Source organism: Micromonospora sp. NPDC049151 (genome assembly GCF_040648395.1).
In the GTDB taxonomy this organism is placed as follows: domain Bacteria; phylum Actinomycetota; class Actinomycetes; order Mycobacteriales; family Micromonosporaceae; genus Micromonospora.
Window position 1 is genome coordinate 592,127 of sequence record NZ_JBEZDP010000001.1, and the last position, 16,347, is coordinate 608,473.

At 75.1% G+C, this 16,347-nt stretch carries 16 protein-coding genes; 4 read left to right on the forward strand and 12 right to left on the reverse strand.

The window, feature by feature from the left end; all coding sequences use genetic code 11:
• Window positions 1-66 precede the first annotated feature (66 nt).
• Window positions 67-1,215, reverse strand: a complete 1,149-nt coding sequence (locus AB0B20_RS02855; RefSeq protein ID WP_357467513.1) for a helix-turn-helix domain-containing protein — start codon at window positions 1,213-1,215, stop codon at window positions 67-69.
• A 172-nt stretch (window positions 1,216-1,387) separates the two neighbouring features.
• Here AB0B20_RS02855 and AB0B20_RS02860 point away from each other — a divergent pair, with 172 nt between their 5' ends.
• Window positions 1,388-2,662 carry a YncE family protein gene (locus AB0B20_RS02860; RefSeq protein ID WP_357382733.1) on the forward strand — a complete coding sequence of 425 codons (1,275 nt, stop codon included), beginning with the start codon at window positions 1,388-1,390 and terminating at the stop codon, window positions 2,660-2,662.
• 44 nt (window positions 2,663-2,706) lie between these two features.
• On the opposite strand, the gene AB0B20_RS02865 is transcribed toward AB0B20_RS02860, so the two are convergent.
• Window positions 2,707-4,296, reverse strand: a complete 1,590-nt coding sequence (locus tag AB0B20_RS02865) for an alpha/beta hydrolase (protein ID WP_357382735.1) — start codon at window positions 4,294-4,296, stop codon at window positions 2,707-2,709.
• A gap of 34 nt (window positions 4,297-4,330) precedes the next feature.
• The gene (locus AB0B20_RS02870) at window positions 4,331-5,443 is read right to left on the reverse strand and encodes an ATP-dependent DNA ligase (protein ID WP_357382737.1); all 1,113 of its coding nucleotides are present in this window, start codon (window positions 5,441-5,443) and stop codon (window positions 4,331-4,333) included.
• Window positions 5,444-5,579: 136 nt separating this feature from the next.
• Here AB0B20_RS02870 and AB0B20_RS02875 point away from each other — a divergent pair, with 136 nt between their 5' ends.
• Window positions 5,580-5,792: a hypothetical protein gene (locus AB0B20_RS02875; protein ID WP_357467517.1), complete on the forward strand. Its 213-nt coding sequence runs from the start codon at window positions 5,580-5,582 to the stop codon at window positions 5,790-5,792.
• A gap of 121 nt (window positions 5,793-5,913) precedes the next feature.
• Window positions 5,914-6,336, forward strand: coding sequence for an SRPBCC family protein (locus AB0B20_RS02880; RefSeq protein WP_357382741.1), 423 nt, complete (start codon window positions 5,914-5,916; stop codon window positions 6,334-6,336).
• Here the strand turns inward: AB0B20_RS02880 and AB0B20_RS02885 are convergent.
• A complete protein-coding gene (locus AB0B20_RS02885) occupies window positions 6,311-6,799 on the reverse strand; it encodes a GNAT family N-acetyltransferase (RefSeq protein ID WP_357382743.1) in 489 nt (162 codons plus the stop codon). The two genes, AB0B20_RS02880 and AB0B20_RS02885, sit on opposite strands and share 26 nt — an antisense overlap.
• 46 nt (window positions 6,800-6,845) lie before the next feature.
• Between AB0B20_RS02885 and AB0B20_RS02890 the strand changes: the two genes are divergently transcribed.
• Entirely contained in the window at window positions 6,846-7,376 is a 531-nt protein-coding gene (locus AB0B20_RS02890; protein WP_357382746.1) for a DUF1990 domain-containing protein, read from the forward strand.
• A 5-nt stretch (window positions 7,377-7,381) separates the two neighbouring features.
• Here AB0B20_RS02890 and AB0B20_RS02895 read toward each other — a convergent pair whose 3' ends face one another.
• The 8 genes from AB0B20_RS02895 to AB0B20_RS02930 all read right to left on the reverse strand — a co-directional run bounded on the left by AB0B20_RS02895 (window position 7,382) and on the right by AB0B20_RS02930 (window position 16,344).
• Window positions 7,382-8,296 carry a DNA-3-methyladenine glycosylase 2 family protein gene (locus tag AB0B20_RS02895; RefSeq protein ID WP_357382748.1) on the reverse strand — a complete coding sequence of 305 codons (915 nt, stop codon included), beginning with the start codon at window positions 8,294-8,296 and terminating at the stop codon, window positions 7,382-7,384.
• 151 nt (window positions 8,297-8,447) lie between these two features.
• On the reverse strand, window positions 8,448-9,107 hold the full coding sequence (locus tag AB0B20_RS02900) for a hypothetical protein (RefSeq protein WP_357382750.1): 660 nt from the start codon (window positions 9,105-9,107) through the stop codon (window positions 8,448-8,450).
• 203 nt (window positions 9,108-9,310) lie between these two features.
• Complete coding sequence (locus AB0B20_RS02905; protein ID WP_357382752.1) at window positions 9,311-10,090, reverse strand: zf-HC2 domain-containing protein; 780 nt, start codon at window positions 10,088-10,090, stop codon at window positions 9,311-9,313.
• Entirely contained in the window at window positions 10,087-10,785 is a 699-nt protein-coding gene (locus tag AB0B20_RS02910) for a sigma-70 family RNA polymerase sigma factor (RefSeq protein WP_047893132.1), read from the reverse strand. Before AB0B20_RS02910 ends, AB0B20_RS02905 begins: the two co-directional genes overlap by 4 nt.
• An 82-nt stretch (window positions 10,786-10,867) precedes the next feature.
• Window positions 10,868-11,725, reverse strand: a complete 858-nt coding sequence (locus tag AB0B20_RS02915) for a fused MFS/spermidine synthase (protein WP_357382754.1) — start codon at window positions 11,723-11,725, stop codon at window positions 10,868-10,870.
• Window positions 11,725-12,696: a hypothetical protein gene (locus tag AB0B20_RS02920; protein ID WP_357382756.1), complete on the reverse strand. Its 972-nt coding sequence runs from the start codon at window positions 12,694-12,696 to the stop codon at window positions 11,725-11,727. The genes AB0B20_RS02915 and AB0B20_RS02920 overlap by 1 nt, the downstream gene beginning before the upstream one ends.
• A 25-nt stretch (window positions 12,697-12,721) precedes the next feature.
• Window positions 12,722-15,196, reverse strand: a complete 2,475-nt coding sequence (locus AB0B20_RS02925) for an SMC family ATPase (RefSeq protein ID WP_357467521.1) — start codon at window positions 15,194-15,196, stop codon at window positions 12,722-12,724.
• The gene (locus tag AB0B20_RS02930) at window positions 15,196-16,344 is read right to left on the reverse strand and encodes an exonuclease SbcCD subunit D (protein ID WP_357389991.1); all 1,149 of its coding nucleotides are present in this window, start codon (window positions 16,342-16,344) and stop codon (window positions 15,196-15,198) included. Before AB0B20_RS02930 ends, AB0B20_RS02925 begins: the two co-directional genes overlap by 1 nt.
• Window positions 16,345-16,347: the final 3 nt, after the last annotated feature.

Sequence of the window (16,347 nt, forward strand, 5' to 3'; positions counted from 1 at the left end):
CACAGTGCCTCGCGCCGGTGTCGCCCGGGCGTCCGGCTGGTCCGACGCCGAGGTGGTGCGGCGGCGTCAGTCGCCGTCCAGCCAGCTCCGCAACGCCCACCACCAGTGCACGGTCTCCGGCACCGTGCACCGCGCGCCCTCCTCGACCGGTGGCCCGCCGGTCAGCTCCCGCAGCCGTCGCAGCCGGTAGCGCACCGTGTTCGGGTGGACGTGCAGCTCGGCGGCGGTCTGGTCGAGCCGCTGGCCGTGGTGCAGCCAGGCGAGCGCGGTGACTGCCAGCTCCCGGTGGAAGTCGTCGGCCGGGTCGAGCGCGCCGAGCAGGCTCGCCCGCAGCAGCTCGGCGAGCAGCGGCTGGGCGGCGAGCGCGGTCTCCCCGGCCAGGTCGGTGACCTGACGCAGCCCGCGCAGCCGGCGGTCGGTCGCCGTGGCCAGCGCCGCCAGGCAGAGCGCGTACATGGCCGGGGCCCGCGCCAGCGGTTGCGCGGGCGCCACAAGTGTCAGCACGTCGGCCGGTACGGCGTCGGGCGGTCGCGGCAGCAACCCGGCCAGCCGGTCCTCGACCGTGCCGAGCAGGCCGCCCCGCGTGGTGAGCTGCCGGTGCAGCGCGTACGCCCGGACCGGGTCGGGTGGCGCGGCGACCAGGCAGTGGTAGCGCCCGTCCGGCCGCAGCCCGAACCGGGTCAGCTCGGCCCGGGACAGTCCCGCCGGTCCGTCGCGCAGCAGCCGGCGCAGCAGGTGTGTCCGGGCCGCCGCGCCGGTGCGTACCAGTTCCCGCTCCGCGCCGCGGTGCCCGTCGACCACGGCCCGCTCCACGGCCGCGGCGTACCGGCCGATGGTGAGCAGCCCTTCCAGCAGCACCTCGTCCGGGATGCCGGCGGCCCGCCCGTGCCGGACCACCAGCTCCACCGCCCGGTCCCGCCCGGCCTGCACGCCGCTCAGCAGGCCGGCCACCGAGACGCCCTGCGCGGCCCGTTCCGCGCCCAGCCGGCGGGCCTCGGCGAAGTCGCGTCCGGCCGGGTCCTCGCGGCGTTCCAGCGCGCCCAGGCCGCTGGTCAGCAGCAGCACGACCTGGCGGCGTACCTCCTCGGCGGGAAGCCGGGCCACCTCGGGGGAGTCGGCGCGGGCCGCCCGCGCCACCTCGTCGACGGCGGCCGGATCGGCGGACAGGTCGCGCAGCAAGGCCCCGAACGTCGGGGCCTGTCCGGTCCGGGTCATCGGCACCCCGCCGCCCTCCGTTGTCGACGCGGCACAACCGGGCCGCGCGGGCGTTGGCGTCGGATCCCTAGCCCCGGCGGGCGGCCGGTTGCTCTCCTGGTTGTTACCGCAAGGTAACACCGCTCGCGCCACTGAGAAACGTCGATGCCGTACCGGCTGCCAGGAGGCGTCCATGACCCCCGTGCCACAGCACCCGTCCCGTACCCGCCGCCGCGCCGGCCTGGCCGTGCTGGCCGCGCTCGCCCTGATCGCACCGGCGCCCCTGGTGACGGTGCCCGCGCCGGCCGCCGCCGCGGTCACGCTCCAGGAGGTGATGTTCGTCGGCAACAACTGGGACGGCACCGCCGACGTCATCAGGTCCCGCGGCGACTACGCCAGGCTCGGCCGGATCAACGTGATCCCGGACCGCGCCGCCCGACTGCGCGAGATCTACCTCAACCCGGTCAAGCTGGCGTTCTTCCTCGGCATCCGGCAGGGCCCCGGAGAGGGCCACGACCAGCTCATCGACGACATGTACACAACGCCGGACGGCACCGCGCTCGTGGTGTCCCGGCCCAGCTTCGCCGACGTCGTCTCGATCGACCTGGCCACCGGCGCGCTGCGCTGGCGGTTCCCGGTCTCCGGCTACCGCGCCGACCACATGGCCGTCTCACCCGACGGCACCCGCGTCGCGGTCTCCGCCTCCACCTCCAACACGGTGCACGTCCTCGACATCCGCACCGGCGCGCAGCTGGGCTCGTTCGGCGCCGGTGACAAGCCGCACGAGAACATCTACACCGACGGCGGCACCCGGCTGTGGAACATGTCCATCGGGGAGGTCAACACCGACCTGGACGCGCCGTGGCTCGACTGGACAAAGGGCGACCGCCGGATCACCGTCGCGGACACCAGCACATACCAGGTGGTCAAGGTGATCGACATGCGCGACCGGTTGGACGCCGCCGGCCGCAAGGACCTCTCCGACGCGGTCCGTCCCGCCGTGTTCACCCCGGACGGCAGCCGGCTCTACTTCCAGGTGTCCTTCTTCAACGGCGTGGTCGAGTACGACGTGGCCACCGACCGGGTCACCCGCGTCGCCACGCTGCCGAAGAACCCGGCCACCAGCGAGGACCGCACCACCTGGGTAAACGACTCCCGGCACCACGGCCTGTCGATGAGCCCCGACGGCACCCGGATCTGCGTCGCCGGCACCATGGACGACTACGCCACGGTGCTCGACCGGGCCACGCTGCGCGAGGGCCCGCTGGTGCCCGCGAGCAAGCCGTACTGGGCCACCGTCAGCGGGGACGGCCGGGACTGCGTGATCTCCGAATCCGGCGCGGACCAGGTCACCGCGATCAACTTCGCAACCGGGCAGAAGGTCGCCAGCGTGCCGGTCGGCGACCACCCCCAGCGCGTGCGCGTCGGGCACATCCCGCAGGGCTGGACGCCCCCGGCCGCCGGCTGATCACGCCCGTGGCCGCCGGCTCGCTCACGCCGCCGGCCGCGCCGTCACCGGGCGGGGCAGCGCAGCCCCTCCCGGGGGACGGTGAGCGAGATCAGGTACGCGTCGACGGCAGCCGTCACGCACGAGGTCTGCGGGTAGGCGGTGTGCCCCTCGCCCTCCCAGGTGAGCACCCGTCCCACACCGAGCATCGACGCGAGCGCGGGCGTCTGCTCGTACGGCGTCGCCGGGTCGCCTGTGGTGCCGACCACGAGGATCGGCGGGGCGCCGTTCGCCCGGCCGGTCGGGTACGGGTCCCGTTCGCCGGGCCACTCCACGCAGCCCAGCATGCCCATCGCCAGGGCGGCGCCGAACAGCGGGTATTTCTGCCGCCACTGCGACTGCAACTGGCGGACCTGATCGAGGGTCGGCTTCTCGGTCTCGTCCGCGCAGTTGACCGCCAGGTTGGCGTCGAACAGGTTGGAGTAGTGCCCGTCGGGCTCGCGGCCCGCGTACGAGTCGGCCAGCTTGAACACGCCGTCCGGGTCGCCGCCCTGCAGGTCGTCGATCGCCCGGGCCAGCTCCTGCCAGCCCTGCTCGGTGTAGAGGGAGGAGATCACCGCGTAGAAGATCCAGCCGGCGGTGGCCTCCCGGCCGCCCTGACCGCGTACCGGAGAGGTCCTCGCCTTGTCGATCTCGGCGGTGATCGCGCCCCGGGCGTCCGGGGCGATCGGGCAGCCGCCGGCGTTCGTCGCGCACCACTTGGTGAAGTTGTCGAACGCCCGCTCGAAGCCCTTCGCCTGGCTCTCCGACCCGGCGATCAGCTTCTGCTGCGGGTCGACCGCGCCGTCGAGCACCAGGGCGCGCACGCGCTGCGGGTAGAGCTGCGCGTAGGTGGCGCCGAGCAGCGTGCCGTAGGAGTAGCCCAGGTAGGTCAGTTTGTCGTCGCCGACCGCCGCGCGGACCGCGTCCATGTCCCGCGCGGCCTGCTCGGTGCCGTAGAGCGGGAGCTGGTCGCCGTACTTCGCGCCGCACCGCTGGCCGATGCGCCGGTTGAGGTCGACGAAGCCGTCGAACGACGACTGGCTCCGCGGGTCGGGGTCGTAGCCGAAGCTCGCATCGAGGTCGGCGTCGGAGATGCACTTGACCGGGCTGGACCGGGCCACACCACGCGGGTCGAAGCCGACGATGTCGAACCGGTCCGTGATCGCCGTCGGCAGGCCGCCGAACGCCGGACCGAAGGAGAGGTAGACGGCGGTGTCGACACCGGAGGCCCCGGGACCGCCGGGGTTGACCACAAGCGACCCGATCCGGTCGCGTTGCTTGGTCGAGCGTGCCCGGATCAGCGCGATCTCGAACGTCTCGCCCGCGCCCGGCCCGGCGGTCGCGCCGGTGGTGGCCCCGGTGCCCCAGTTGCGCGGCACGGCGATCCGGGCACACTCGTAGCGCATGTCCGTCGCGCCCCGGCCGACCAGCTCGTCGGGCACCTCCGGGCAGGCCCGCCAGTTCGCGGCGGCCCCCGGCGGGGCGGCCTCGCCCTCGCTCTCGGCGCGCGGAGCGAACGCCGGCAGCGTGCATCCGGCGGTGAGCACCACCGCCGCGACGAACGCGGCCAGGACGGGCCGGAACCGGCGGGTCCGGTCGGGGAAGCGTGTCACGTCGGCGCCTTCCATGATCGTGTCGACGGTCAGGCTACGCCCGGCCGCGGGCGTCACCGACCGTCGCCGCCGGATCGCCGCGCAGCACCTCGTCGACGTCGTAGCGGATCGGGCGGTCGAGCTGGCCGTAGTCGCAGGAGCGGGGATCGCGGTCGGGGCGCCACCGCAGGAAGCGGGCGGTGTGCCGCAGCCGGTCGCCCTCCATCGCGTCGTACGCCACCTCGACCACCAGCGCCGGGCGCAGCGGCTCCCACTCCAGGTTCTTGCCGCCGGTCCACCGGCTGACCCCGCCCGGGATCCGCTGGCCCCGCTCGTGGTCGCCGTGCACCCACGGGTGCTCGTCGCCGACGTCGCGGCAGGGCTCCAGCTCGTCGAGCAGCTCCTTGCGGCGGGCCATGGTGAACGAGGAGCTGACGCCGATGTGGTGCAGCACGCCGTCGTCGTCGTAGAGACCGAGAAGCAGCGAGCCGACCACCGGCCCGGACTTGTGCCAGCGGAAACCGGCCACCACCGCGTCCATGGTGCGCGCGTGCTTGACCTTGAACATGAGCCGCTTGCCCGGCTCGTACGGCAGGTCGGCCGGCTTGACGATCAGCCCGTCCAGCCCGGCGCCCTCGAACACGTCGAACCAGCGGCGGGCCGTCTCCGGGTCGGTGGTCACCTGGGTCACGTGCACCGGTGGGCGCACCCCGGACAGCGCCTGCTCCAGCCGCTCCCGGCGGCGGGGGTAGGGCTGCTCGGTGAGCAGCTCGTCGTCGATCGCCAGCAGGTCGAACGCGACGAAGTCGGCCGGGGTCGTCTCGGCCAGCAGCTTCACCCGGGAGGCGGCCGGATGGATGCGCTGGGCCAGCAGCTCGAAGTCGAGCCGCGGCTGCCCGCCCGGCCCGTCCCGCCGGATCACGATCAGCTCGCCGTCGACCGCGCACCGGGGCGGGAGCTGCCGGCGGGCCTGCTCGACCACCTCGGGGAAGTAGCGCGTCATCGACTTGCCGCCCCGGCTGGCCAGCTCGACCTCGTCGCCGTCGCGGAACACGATGCAGCGGAAGCCGTCCCACTTCGGCTCGTAGGTGAGGCCGTGGTCGGTGGGCAGCTCGGCCACGCTCTTCGCCAGCATCGGCTCGACCGGAGGGTTGATCGGCAGGTCCACGGCGACCAGTCAACCAGACCCCACCGACAGTGGTGAGGCAGATCACCGCCGGTCGCCGGGCGGCGTGTCCCGTCCCGGCCGTGTTCGTCACCGCCGCCCGAATGGTGAAACCACAGGTCAGAGCTACCGTCGCGGCGTGCCGGGGTGGAGTTGCGGATGCTGCGGGCGCTGGCGGGTCAGCGTCGAGTTGATCCGTGGCCGCTACCGCTACCGGCTGGCGCACCGCTACCCGCCCGAACGCGGCGGCGGCGTCAATGTCCTGGGCGAGGTCGGCTCGGTCACCGAGCTGGAACGCCTGCTGACGCGGTACGCCCCGGTCACCCTGGCCGACCTCCACGAGGCCGCCTGACCCCCACGAGGCCGCCTGACCCCCACCCGCTCCCCGTCGGCCGGGGTCGCCCGGAGCAGGGCGGCGCGGGGTGGGGCTCGGGCATAGGCTGAGGGGACCGTCCACGGGGGAGGGAAAGCCCATGCGGTTCGCCGAGTCCGTCGAGATCGCCGCCGACGTCGAGCGGGTCTGGGACGTGCAGAGCGACGTCGAGCGCTGGCCGGAGTGGACGCCCTCGGTCACCGCCGCGCGCCGGCTGGAGCCCGGTCCGCTGATCCTCGGCTCGACAGCCCGGCTGGAGCAGCCACGACTGCGCCCGGCGGTGTGGCGGGTCGTGGAGATCTATCCGCCGTACTCGTTCGCGTGGGAGTCGGCGAGTCCCGGCGTGCGCACCCGTGGTGAGCACCGGCTGATACCGCTGGAGGACGGGCGGACCCGGGCCGAGCTGGTGCTTGTACAGACCGGTCCGCTGGCCTGGCTCGTCGGGCTGCTCGGCGGCTCGACCATGCGCCGCTACCTGCGCCAGGAGGCGGACGGCCTCAGACGCCGCTGCGAGCAGGACTGACCGTCTTCTCCAGCACGGCGAGGCGGTTGCCGTTCTCGTCCGGCCGGTGCGCCACCACCCGGTAGCCACGGCCCGCGTACAGGGACAGGTTCGCCGCGCTGTCCGCGCCGGTGAACAGCGCGAACCGGGTCACCCGGCCGGCGCAGGCGTGCTCGACGGCGTCCAGCAGCCGCCCGCCGACGCCCCGGCCCTGCTGGTCGGGCGCGACCGAGAGGCGGCCGACGTGTGCGGTGCCGCCGTCGACGCGGGCGCGTACCGAGCCGACCAGGCGGGTGCCGCACCGGGCGGCGAGCACCACGTCCGGGCCGGTGAGCGCGGCCCGCACCTCGTCCAGCGTCTCGGTCAGCGGGGGCAGGAAGACGTCGCGGTAGCGCTGCGCCTCCACCAGGTACGCGGCACGCTGCACGGTGAGGATCTCCCCGGCGTCGGCGAGGCCGGCGGGGGCGATGGTCACGTCGGTCACCGGCTCAGCTCACCACAGCCCGCCGGGGCGGCCGTACCCTGGCGGGGTGTTCTCCACGAGCGAGGGGGTGACCGGCGTGCCGGAGCTGACGTACCCGGAGGTGGGCGCGACCCGCGACGGCGGCCTGCCGGCCGGCTACCACCACCTGCGCCACCGGGTCCGGCTGCCGGACGGCGGATTCCCGCTGGCGGCGGACGCCGTGCTGGGCTGGCGGCTGCACCGCGCGGCCGGCGTGGTGATGCGCGCGGACGCGCCGCGCGCCGCCCCCGGGGTGCGGGTCACGCCGGGCGTCGGTGTCGGCCCGGTGCGGCTGTGGGGCCCGACCGAGGTGGTCTGGACGGTGGACGAGCCGGACCGGGCCGGGTTCGGCTACGGCACGCTGCCCGGGCACCCGGAGGTCGGCGAGGAGGCGTTCCTGGTGACCCGGGGCGCTGACGGCGTCTGGTTCGAGGTGACCGCGTTCAGCCGCCCCGCCCACTGGTACGTGCGGGCCGGCGGGCCCGTCGTGCTGGGATTCCAGCGGTTGTACGCCTGGTGGCTGGGGCGGACGCTGCGGCGGCTGTGCCGGCGGAGCTGAGACGGTCAGTAGCGGGCGAAGGAGCGGATCGGGGCGCGCGGGCCGTACTTCGGTGCCTGGACGCCCGCCGCCTCCAGCAGCACGCACACCCGGCCCCGGTGCCCCCGGAACGGCTCCAGCAGCGCCAGCATCCGGGCGTCGTCGCCGCGCGGCTCACCGGCCAGCGCCCACGCCACTGTGTTCGGCACGTGGTAGTCGCCGACGCTCACCGCGTCCGGGTCCCCGTACGCGATCCGCACCACCTCGGCGGCGGTCCACGGCCCGATCCCGGGGATCGCGGTGAGCCGCCGGGTCGCCTCCGCCGAGTCGGCGCAGCGTTCCAGCCGGTCCGCGACGGCAGCCGCGCGGCGTAGCGTGTCGGCGCGCCGCTGTTCCACCCCGAACGGGTGGAACACCCAGTACGGCGTGGCCGCCACCGCGCCCGGCTCCGGCGGCAGCAGCAGTGGTTGCAGCGGGCCGGGCGCGGGCTCCCGGAAGTGCCGCACCGTCGCGGCGTACGCCCGGTACGCCTCCTTGCCGGTGACCTTCTGCTCGAAGACCGCCCGCAGCAGCCGGGGGAAGATCTGCCCGGTGGCCGGCATCCGCAGCCCGTGGTGCGTGTGGGCGAGGCGGGCCACCAGCGGGTGCACGGCGGCGAGCGCGGCGAACCCGGTCAGGTCGTCGCACAGCCCGGCGATCCGGTCGGCCCGCTCGACGACCCAGCCGGCGCCCGGGCCGTACCCCTCGGCGGTCAGCTCGCCGGCCTCCGGGCGCAGCGCCAGCGTGGCCGGGCCGTCCGGGGTGCGGGTGGCCCACCAGAACGTGCCGGCGGCGATCCGCGCGCACGGGTCGTACGGGCTGAACGTGAGCGCCCGCACCGACGCGGCCAGCCGGTAGCCGGCCGGCGGGCGCAGCGTACGGCGGGCGTCGGGCGAGGTCACCCGGCCACTCTGCCACGCGACCCGGCCGTGACGCCGGGCACGCCCCGCGTGCCGGGAGGCGGGCCGATGCCGGTACGCCCCGCCTCCCGGGTCCGCGACGGTGACCGGCCGCGCCCTCCCCGGCGGCGACCGGTCACCGTGTCCTGGCGGCTCAGTACGAGTAGTCCGAGCCGCCGCCGGAGCTGTTCGAGCTGCCCGCCGCGGGCGGCGCGACCGGCTTGGGCGTGCCGGTCGGCAGGCAGGTCAGGTTCTTCTTGCCGTTCGGGTCGACCACGAACCAGGTGCCGCCGACGCCCTGGCCCTTCCACTGGCCCGGCTTCTTGTCGCCGATGTAGCGGTAGACCGGCCAGCCGCCGATGGTGAGCTGCCGGGTGCCGTCCTGGCGGGTGATGGTGCCGACCTTGTCGTCGGAGACGCCCCGCAGCTTCGGGTTGCCGTCGGTGAGCGACGGCGGCCAGACCTCGGCGCACTTGTCCACGCAGTTGGACTGCGGCGGGTCGTCGGAGTCCTTGTCGAACCGGTACAGCACCCAGCCGTCCTGGTCGGTGACGACGCGGCCCATCCGGGGCAGCTTCTTGCCGACCAACTCGTCGGTGATCTTCACGTTGGACGGGGGCGCCTTGTCCGCGACCGGCTCCTCCTCGGGAGCCGCCGACGCCTCCGGTTCGGCCGCCGCTGTGGGTTCGGCCGCGGCCACGGCGACCGGCTCGGCCGCGCCCGAGTTCGCCCCGTTGTAGCCTGCTGGGGCGCAGGCCGTAAGTGCGACCATCGCGCTCGCGACGATGACGGTCGTCCGCATGTGGTGTGCCACGTGCCCTCCTCGTTCTTGGCAGTTCGCCGAGTAGTACGGGCGCTGCGCTGTCAAGGTTGAACCCGTACGGGTGGCACATTTCACAGTGGACCGATTGAACCGACAGGCGTCGCCGCGCGTGCGTCAGCACGAGGGGGTCCGCCGGCCGGGCACGACGCGACGGCGCCGGGTGGCTCAGCCACCCGGCGCCGCTCAGCGTTCGATCAGATGTCGTCCACAGTCACCAGCGGACTGGCCACCCCGTTCGCGTCGACCGACTGCACCTGGAGCTTGTCGATGTCGCGCACCGGGGCCGAGGTGGACGCGTTCAGCTCCAGCGGAAGCTGGTTCTGGTTCGTCCCGTAGCCGCCGACCGGCACCGACCAGGTGCTGATCACCTCGCTGGTGGCGTTCTTGCGGACCACCACCAGCCGGCACGTGCGCGGCCCCGGCAGGCGGCTCAGCTGCACCGCGATCTGCGTGCCGTACTCCTTGCGGGCCAGCCACATGGTGGTCTGCACGCCGGTCGCCGGATCGGTCGCGTTGTGCTTGTCGCCCTCGATGTCCTGTGGCCCGCCGACGCCCGGGTCGTTCGGGTTGCCCGGCTCGCCGCTGGACGCCACAGTCGGCGCGGCCTGCGTCGGCACCGCCTGCGGCGGCGCCGGATCGTCGCCCAGCATCCCGGCCGCCGCCGCGCTCGCGCCGCCGAACACCACCACTGCCGCCGCGGTCGCCAGCAACTGCCGCACCCGGGTACGACGGCGGTCCCGCCGCACCGCCATCAGCGTCCGGTCCAGCAGCGCCGGATCGGTGTGCGTCTGCTCCAGCGCGGCCATCGCCTCGCCGTCGATGCCGGAGAGCAGCCCCACCACCGGGACCATCGTCTCCAGTTCCGCCGCGCAGGCCCAGCAGGTGGCCAGATGCTCCTCGAAGCGCTCTGTGTCCTGCGGATCCAGCACGCCGAGCGCGTACGCGGCGACGTCCATGTGATCGGCCCGGCTCATTCGGTCACCCCCCTCTCCTGCAGAGCCGTGCGCAGCGCGCGCAGCGCGTAGTAGACCCGCGACTTGGCGGTGCCGAGCGGAAGCCCCAGCTCCTCGGCCGCCTCCGGCACGGTGCGCCCCCGGAAGTACGTCGCCACCAGGATCTCCCGGTGCGACTGGCTCAGCGTACGCAGCGCGTCCGCGACGGTCATCGTGCGCAGCACCCGGTCGGTGCTGTCCGACTCGGCGAACATGGTCAGATCCCGGTCGTACGTCTCGGGCGGGCGGGCCTGCTCGCTGCGGTGCTCGTCGATGGCGATCCGCCGGGCCACAGTGACCAGCCACGGACGCAGCGAGCCCTGGCCCTGCACGCCGAGGCGGTGCGCGTTGCGCCACGCCCGCAGCAGCGTCTCCTGCACGATGTCCTCGGCGCGCTGCCGGTCCCCGCCGGTCAGCCGCATCACGAACATCAGCAGCGGGCCGGCGTGCTCGGCGTACAGCAGGCGGATCAGCTGGTCGGAGTGGCTGGCCTCGGCCGAGGTCGCCTGGTGGCGTCCGGGGGCGGGTCGCGGCGGCACCGGGTCATTCTGGCGATCGGCGGACCGGGCGTCGACCCCCCGGCCCGAACGCGAGGCGCGCGAGTGTGGTTGTGCCCGGGCGAACATCCACTCGGGCCGCGCCACCTCGCCGTGCCAGCCGGCCGCCACCGCATGCATGCAGACCTCCGCTGTCCAATGACATCAGCCGGCCCCCCACGGGCATGGCCGCCCGGTGATACGCAGCGGCCAGCCGATCGGATCAACGTTTGACCGAGAAAATTCCCGGCGGCGGGGGAGTGGAGTCGACGGCGTCCGCGTCGTGGACCACCGGCGCGCCCCCGGCGAACCGGTCCAGCTCGGCGCCGGCCAGCACCCGGCCGGGGAACCAGTCGCCCGCCGCCCGCCGGGTCAGCTCCGGCACCGGCGGCTCCACCCGGGACGCCACCAGCACCAGGTTGCCGTAGCGCCGGCCGCGCAGCACCGCCGCGTCGCCGACCAGGCAGGCCCGGGGCAACACGGTCCGCACGGTGGCGACCTGCGCCCGGGCGTGCCGCAGCGGCGGGCCGTCGGCCACGTTCGCCAGATAGCTGCCGCCGGGCGCGAGCACCCGGGCCACCTCGGCGGCGTACTCCACCGAGGTCAGATGCGCGGGGGTACGGGCGCCGGCGAACACGTCCGCGACGATCACGTCGTACGCGCCGTCCCGGCTCGACGTCAGCGTCGCCCGCGCGTCGGCCACCCGGACCCTCAGGCGCGGATCCGACGGCCAGGGCAGCTCGCGGCGGACCAGCTCCACCAGTGCGCCGTCCACCTCGGACACCCGCTGCGACGAGCCCGGCCGGGTGGCGCGCACGTACCGGGGCAGGGTCAGCGCGCCGCCGCCCAGATGCAGCACCCGCAGCGGCGCACCGGCCGGCGCCACCAGGTCCAGTGCGGCGGCCAGCCGCCGGACGTACTCGAACTCCAGGTGCGCCGGGTCGGTCAGGTCCACGTGCGACTGCGGCGCGCCGTCCAGCAGCAGCGTCCACGAGCCCGGACGGTCGGGGTCCGGCACCAGCTCGGCCCGCCCGGTGTCGACGTCGGCGACCACCCGGTCGGCGTCGCGTCGCCGGCCCATCAGCGCCGCATCCCGCGCGCCGCGCCGGTGAGCACCCGGTGCAGCAGACGCGCGTCGCCGAGCATCCCGCGCAGCCGCCGTTCCAGCCCGGCGATCGGCACCAGGTTCTGCGGGGCACGCGGATCCTTGTACGGGGTGGAGGCGAACCGGGGCAGCGTCACCAGCGACAGGTCGGCCAGCGCCACCGCCTCCGGCACTGTGAGGTCGGCCGAGCACTCCACCCGCACGATGCCCGCCCACGGCGCTCCGGCGCGCACCGGCAGGCGCAGATACCACGACCAGCCGCCCCACGCCGTGCCCAGCCGGAACACCGGGCAGCGCTCACCCGGCGCCAGCCCGGTCACCACGGCGGTGAGCCGGGCGTCGAGATACTGGCTGTGCTGCGTCTTGATGTACCCGAGCGTGCGCGGCAGGTTTCGCCGGCTGCGCAGCGGGCCGTCCACCACCAGCAGGTCGCCGTCGGTGCGTACCGCGTCGGAGACGGCCACCTCCAGCGCGGTCAGCGGCGCCTGCACCGCCGCGGGCAGCTTGCTCAGCTCACCGGTGCCGCTGACCCGGTGCACCGGGTAGCGGACCGTCCCGGCGACCACGTCCTGCGCCGACGGGCTCGCCGTGAACAGGCCCCGGCCCACCCGGGCGCCGGCCAGCTCGGCGGCGCCCCGGTCCAGGTCGCAGCGCACCACACCGGCCGCGTACGAGGCGGCGATGCCGGGGAACGAGCCGCCGTCCTCCTCAGCCGTCCAGACGCTGGCGTCGATCCGGCGTACCCCGTCGACGAGCAGCACCACGTCCGGCGACCGCACGTCCGCGCGGGGGCCGATCGCCCGCCAGTCGGTGGCCGGCAGCTCGACGTCGGCCTCGACCTGGGCGCTGCTCGGCGCGGCCGGCCCGGACCCGCCCGCCGCCTCGAACGACGCGCCGTACGACGGATCCCAGGCGTCGACGTAGAACGCCGGCGACGGCCCGGTCACGCGGCGCTCCGCCGGGACGTGCCGGTCACAGGCCGGTCCGTTCCACGCGGGCCGTCCGCGCGTCCTTGCGGACCTCGAACCGGACCGGGATGCGCTCGGCCAGCGCCGGCACGTGGGTGACCACGCCGACCATCCGGTCGCCCCGGGCGGCCAGGTTCTCCAGCGTCGCCGCGACCGTGTCCAGCGTCGCCGCGTCGAGCGTGCCGAAGCCCTCGTCCAGCACGATCGACTCCAGGCTCGCGGCGGTGGTGGACATGCCGGCGAGCTGCTCGGACAGCGCCAGCGCGAGCGCCAGCGACGCCTGGAACGTCTCCCCGCCGGACAGCGTCCGCACCCCGCGCCGCAGCCCGGCGTCGTGGTGGTCGACCACGAAGAACTCGCCCTTGTCGTGGACCAGGTCGTACTGCCCGCCGGACAGCTCCCGCAGGATCCCCGACGCGCCGTCCACGAGCAGGTCCAGCGCCTCGGTGAGCAGCCAGCGCTCGAAGTTGTTGGCCCGCAGGTGCGAGGCGAGCGCCCGCGCCACCCGCGCCTCGTGCTCGTGCCCGGCCCGCTGTTCCCGCAGCCCGGCGGCCTGCTCGCGGCGCTCGTCCAGGCGGCGCAACTCCGCCTCGGCCCGCTCCACCGCCACCGCCACGTCGCGCGGCGCGTCCCGCGGGGCGTCCAGCCCGGCCGCGGTGAACAACGCGGCGATCCCGTCGGCCACCTCGGCCGCGGCCCGCTGCGCCGCCTCCACCGAGTCGGCCAGCCCGTCCCGCTCCGCGCGCCGCGCCCGCGCCTGCTCGCCGGCCCAGCCGGCCAGCGCCGCCCACGCCGCCGCCACGTCGTCCCGGTCGGCGGCGGGCGGCCCGAACCGGGCCAGCCCGTCGCGTACCGCGTCGAAGTCGCGCCAGGCCCGGCGCAGCCGCTCCTGCGCCGCGTCGAGCGCGCCCCGCGCCCGCCGGGCCGCCTCCCGGCCCGCCCGCACCGCGCCCGCCGCCTCCTCCAGCGCGGTCCGCAGCCGCGCGTGCTCGGCCAGCGACTCGCGCAGCCGCTCCGGCGCGGGCGCGTCCGCGAGCTGCTCGTCCAGCTCGGCCAGGCGCGTGCCGAGCTGGTCGTGCTGGGTGCGGGCGCGCAGCAGCACCCGGTCGGAGTCACGGGCCGCGGTGTCGCGTTCCTGCACGACCCGCTTGGCTGCCTCGCTCGCCGCCCGCGCCGTCTTGCCCGCCTCGATCGCCCGGCTCACCGCCGAGCCCTCCGGCACCGCCGGCACTGTGGTGACTGTCTGCTCGCACACCGGGCAGGGCGCGCCGCCGACCAGGTGCGCCCGCAGCGCCACCGCCTGGTCGGCGGCCTTCGCCTCCTCGTGCGCGCGGAACGCCGAGTCCAGCTCCGTCTCGGCCCGTTGCGCGTCCGCCCGCGCCGCCGCCAGCGCCGCCACCGCCGCGTCGTGCTCGGCGCGCGCCGCGTCCACCGCCGCCCGGACCGTCGCCGCCTCCGCGGTCAGCCGGTCCCGGTCCGCGTACGCCTTCAGGTGCAGCCGCAGCGCGCTCTCGTCACCGGCGGCGGCCAGCTCCCCGCGCAGCTTCTCCTCGCGCTCCTCGGCCAGCCCGACCGCGCCCGCCGCCTCGTCGGCGGCCACCCGGGCCTGCGCCACCGCCCGCGCCAGCTCGGCCGTGCCGTCCGGCGGCCGCACCCCGGCCAGCACACCCAGCTCGGCGTCGAGGGCGGCCAGCGCCGCGGCCCGCTCACCCGCCGTGGCCCGGGCCAGCTCCCATTCGGGTACGGCGGCAGCGACAGCGGCGGCCAGTTCCCGCATCGCGTCCACCCGCTCCCGGGCGGCGGTCAGGCTGTCGTCGTCGACGTCGGCGAGCCCGCCGAGCATCTTGTCGACGGTCTCCAGCTTCGCCTCGGCCTGCCCGGCCCGCTCGACGGCCTTCTTCTGCACCGACTCGTAGACGCCCAGCCCGAGCAGGTTCACCAGGATCTGCTGGCGGGTGGCCGGCTTGGCGTGCAGGAAGTCGGCGAACTGCCCCTGCGGCAGCACCACGCACGAGGTGAACTGCTCGTACGGCAGCCCCACCGCGTCCAGCACCGCCTGCTCCATCTCGGCCGGGGTGCCCGCCACCACCTCGCCCAGGTCCTCCGGGCTGAGCCCGGTGTCGAGCTTGGTGATGTCGAATCCCGGCGGCATGAGCTGGAGGCCGGCGTTCGCCGTCTTCACAGTGCCCCGGCCGTCGCGGCGCACCACCCGTGTCGCCACGTAGCGGTCACCGGCGGACTCGAAGACCAGCCGCACCCGCGCCTCGGTCGCCGACGGTGCCAGCGCGTTGGCCAGCCCCCGGGTGCCGCCCCAGCGCGGCACCGTGCCGTAGAGCGCGAAACAGATCGCGTCCAGCACCGTCGACTTGCCCGAACCGGTCGGCCCGACCAGCGCGAAGAAATCCGCGTCGGTGAAGTCGACAGTCGTCTCGTCGCGGAACACCGTGAACCCGGCCATGTCCAGCCGCATCGGCCGCATCAGTGCTCCACCTCCTCGAGCAGCTCGTCGAAGAGCTCCCGGACACCCTCGTCGGCGTGCCCCCGGCTGTCCAGGTAGTCGCCGAACAACTCGCCCGGCGACCGGCCGGCCCGCTGAGCCGTCCGGGTCCCGCTGCCCGGCGCGGGCACCAGCTCCGGGTCGATCCGGATCTCCAGCGCCCGGGGCAGCAGCTCCTGCACCTCCTCGCGCAGCCCGGCCCGGGGCTGCTCCCGGACGTAGACGCGCAGCCAGCCCTCCGGCGCCTCGATCTCGGCGAGCTGCGCGAGCGTGCCGCGCACCGTGCGCAGCGGCACCGCGCCCGGCACCGGCACCTCCCGGACGCGGGCGGCGGTGGTGGCGGTGACCTCCACGATCGTCACCGAGCCGACGTTCTCCTGCTCGCCGAAGTCGACAGCGAGCGGGCTGCCGCTGTAGCGGATCGGGCACGGGCCGATGACCCGCTGCGAGCGGTGCAGGTGGCCCAGCGCCACGTAGTGCGCGTTGCCGGGGAAGACGGTGGCCGGCACCGCGTACCCCAGCACGGTGTGCGCGTCCCGCTCGCCGCCGCCGGTGCTCGCCCCGACCACTGTGAGGTGCGCGGTCACCAGGTGCACGCGGTCCGGCTCGGTGAAGCCCTCGGCGAGGCGGTCCAGCACCCGGCCCAGGTGGTCGGCGTACGTCTGGTTGGCCTCGGCCGGGGTGAGCGTGTACATCTCCACCGCGCGCACCGCGTACCGCTGGGACAGGAACGGCAGCGCGGCGATCCGCCAGCGCTCCCCGCCGGCGGTGACCCCGTCGACGACGTGCTCGTCCGGATTCTCCCGTACGCTGCCGCGCAGCGTGATCCCGGCGGCCTCGGCCCACGGCCGCAGCGCGTCCAGCGCCGCGCCGTTGTCGTGGTTGCCGCCGATCGCCACCACGTCCGCGCCGGTCCGCCGCAGCGCGGTGAGCGCCCGCGTGACCAGCCGGGTCGCCTCCGGGGTGGGCGCGGCGGTGTCGTACAGGTCACCGGCCACGATCACCAGGTCGGGCCGCTCACGCTGGGCGATCTCGATCACCTGGGCGAGGACCTGCTTGTGCTCCTCGGCCCGGGACTGCCCCTTGAGGACCTTGCCGACGTGCCAGTCGGAGGTGTGCAGGATCTTCATGGT

What these genes read in the sequence shown, in the direction of transcription:
- AB0B20_RS02855 (WP_357467513.1), bottom strand. Translation starts at nt 1,215, where the DNA reads ATGACCCGGACCGGACAGGCCCCGACGTTCGGGGCCTTGCTGCGCGAC.
- AB0B20_RS02860 (WP_357382733.1), top strand. Translation starts at nt 1,388, where the DNA reads ATGACCCCCGTGCCACAGCACCCGTCCCGTACCCGCCGCCGCGCCGGC.
- AB0B20_RS02880 (WP_357382741.1), top strand. Translation starts at nt 5,914, where the DNA reads ATGCGGTTCGCCGAGTCCGTCGAGATCGCCGCCGACGTCGAGCGGGTC.
- AB0B20_RS02905 (WP_357382752.1), bottom strand. Translation starts at nt 10,090, where the DNA reads ATGAGCCGGGCCGATCACATGGACGTCGCCGCGTACGCGCTCGGCGTG.
- AB0B20_RS02910 (WP_047893132.1), bottom strand. Translation starts at nt 10,785, where the DNA reads ATGCATGCGGTGGCGGCCGGCTGGCACGGCGAGGTGGCGCGGCCCGAG.
- AB0B20_RS02915 (WP_357382754.1), bottom strand. Translation starts at nt 11,725, where the DNA reads ATGGGCCGGCGACGCGACGCCGACCGGGTGGTCGCCGACGTCGACACC.
- AB0B20_RS02925 (WP_357467521.1), bottom strand. Translation starts at nt 15,196, where the DNA reads ATGCGGCCGATGCGGCTGGACATGGCCGGGTTCACGGTGTTCCGCGAC.
- AB0B20_RS02930 (WP_357389991.1), bottom strand. Translation starts at nt 16,344, where the DNA reads ATGAAGATCCTGCACACCTCCGACTGGCACGTCGGCAAGGTCCTCAAG.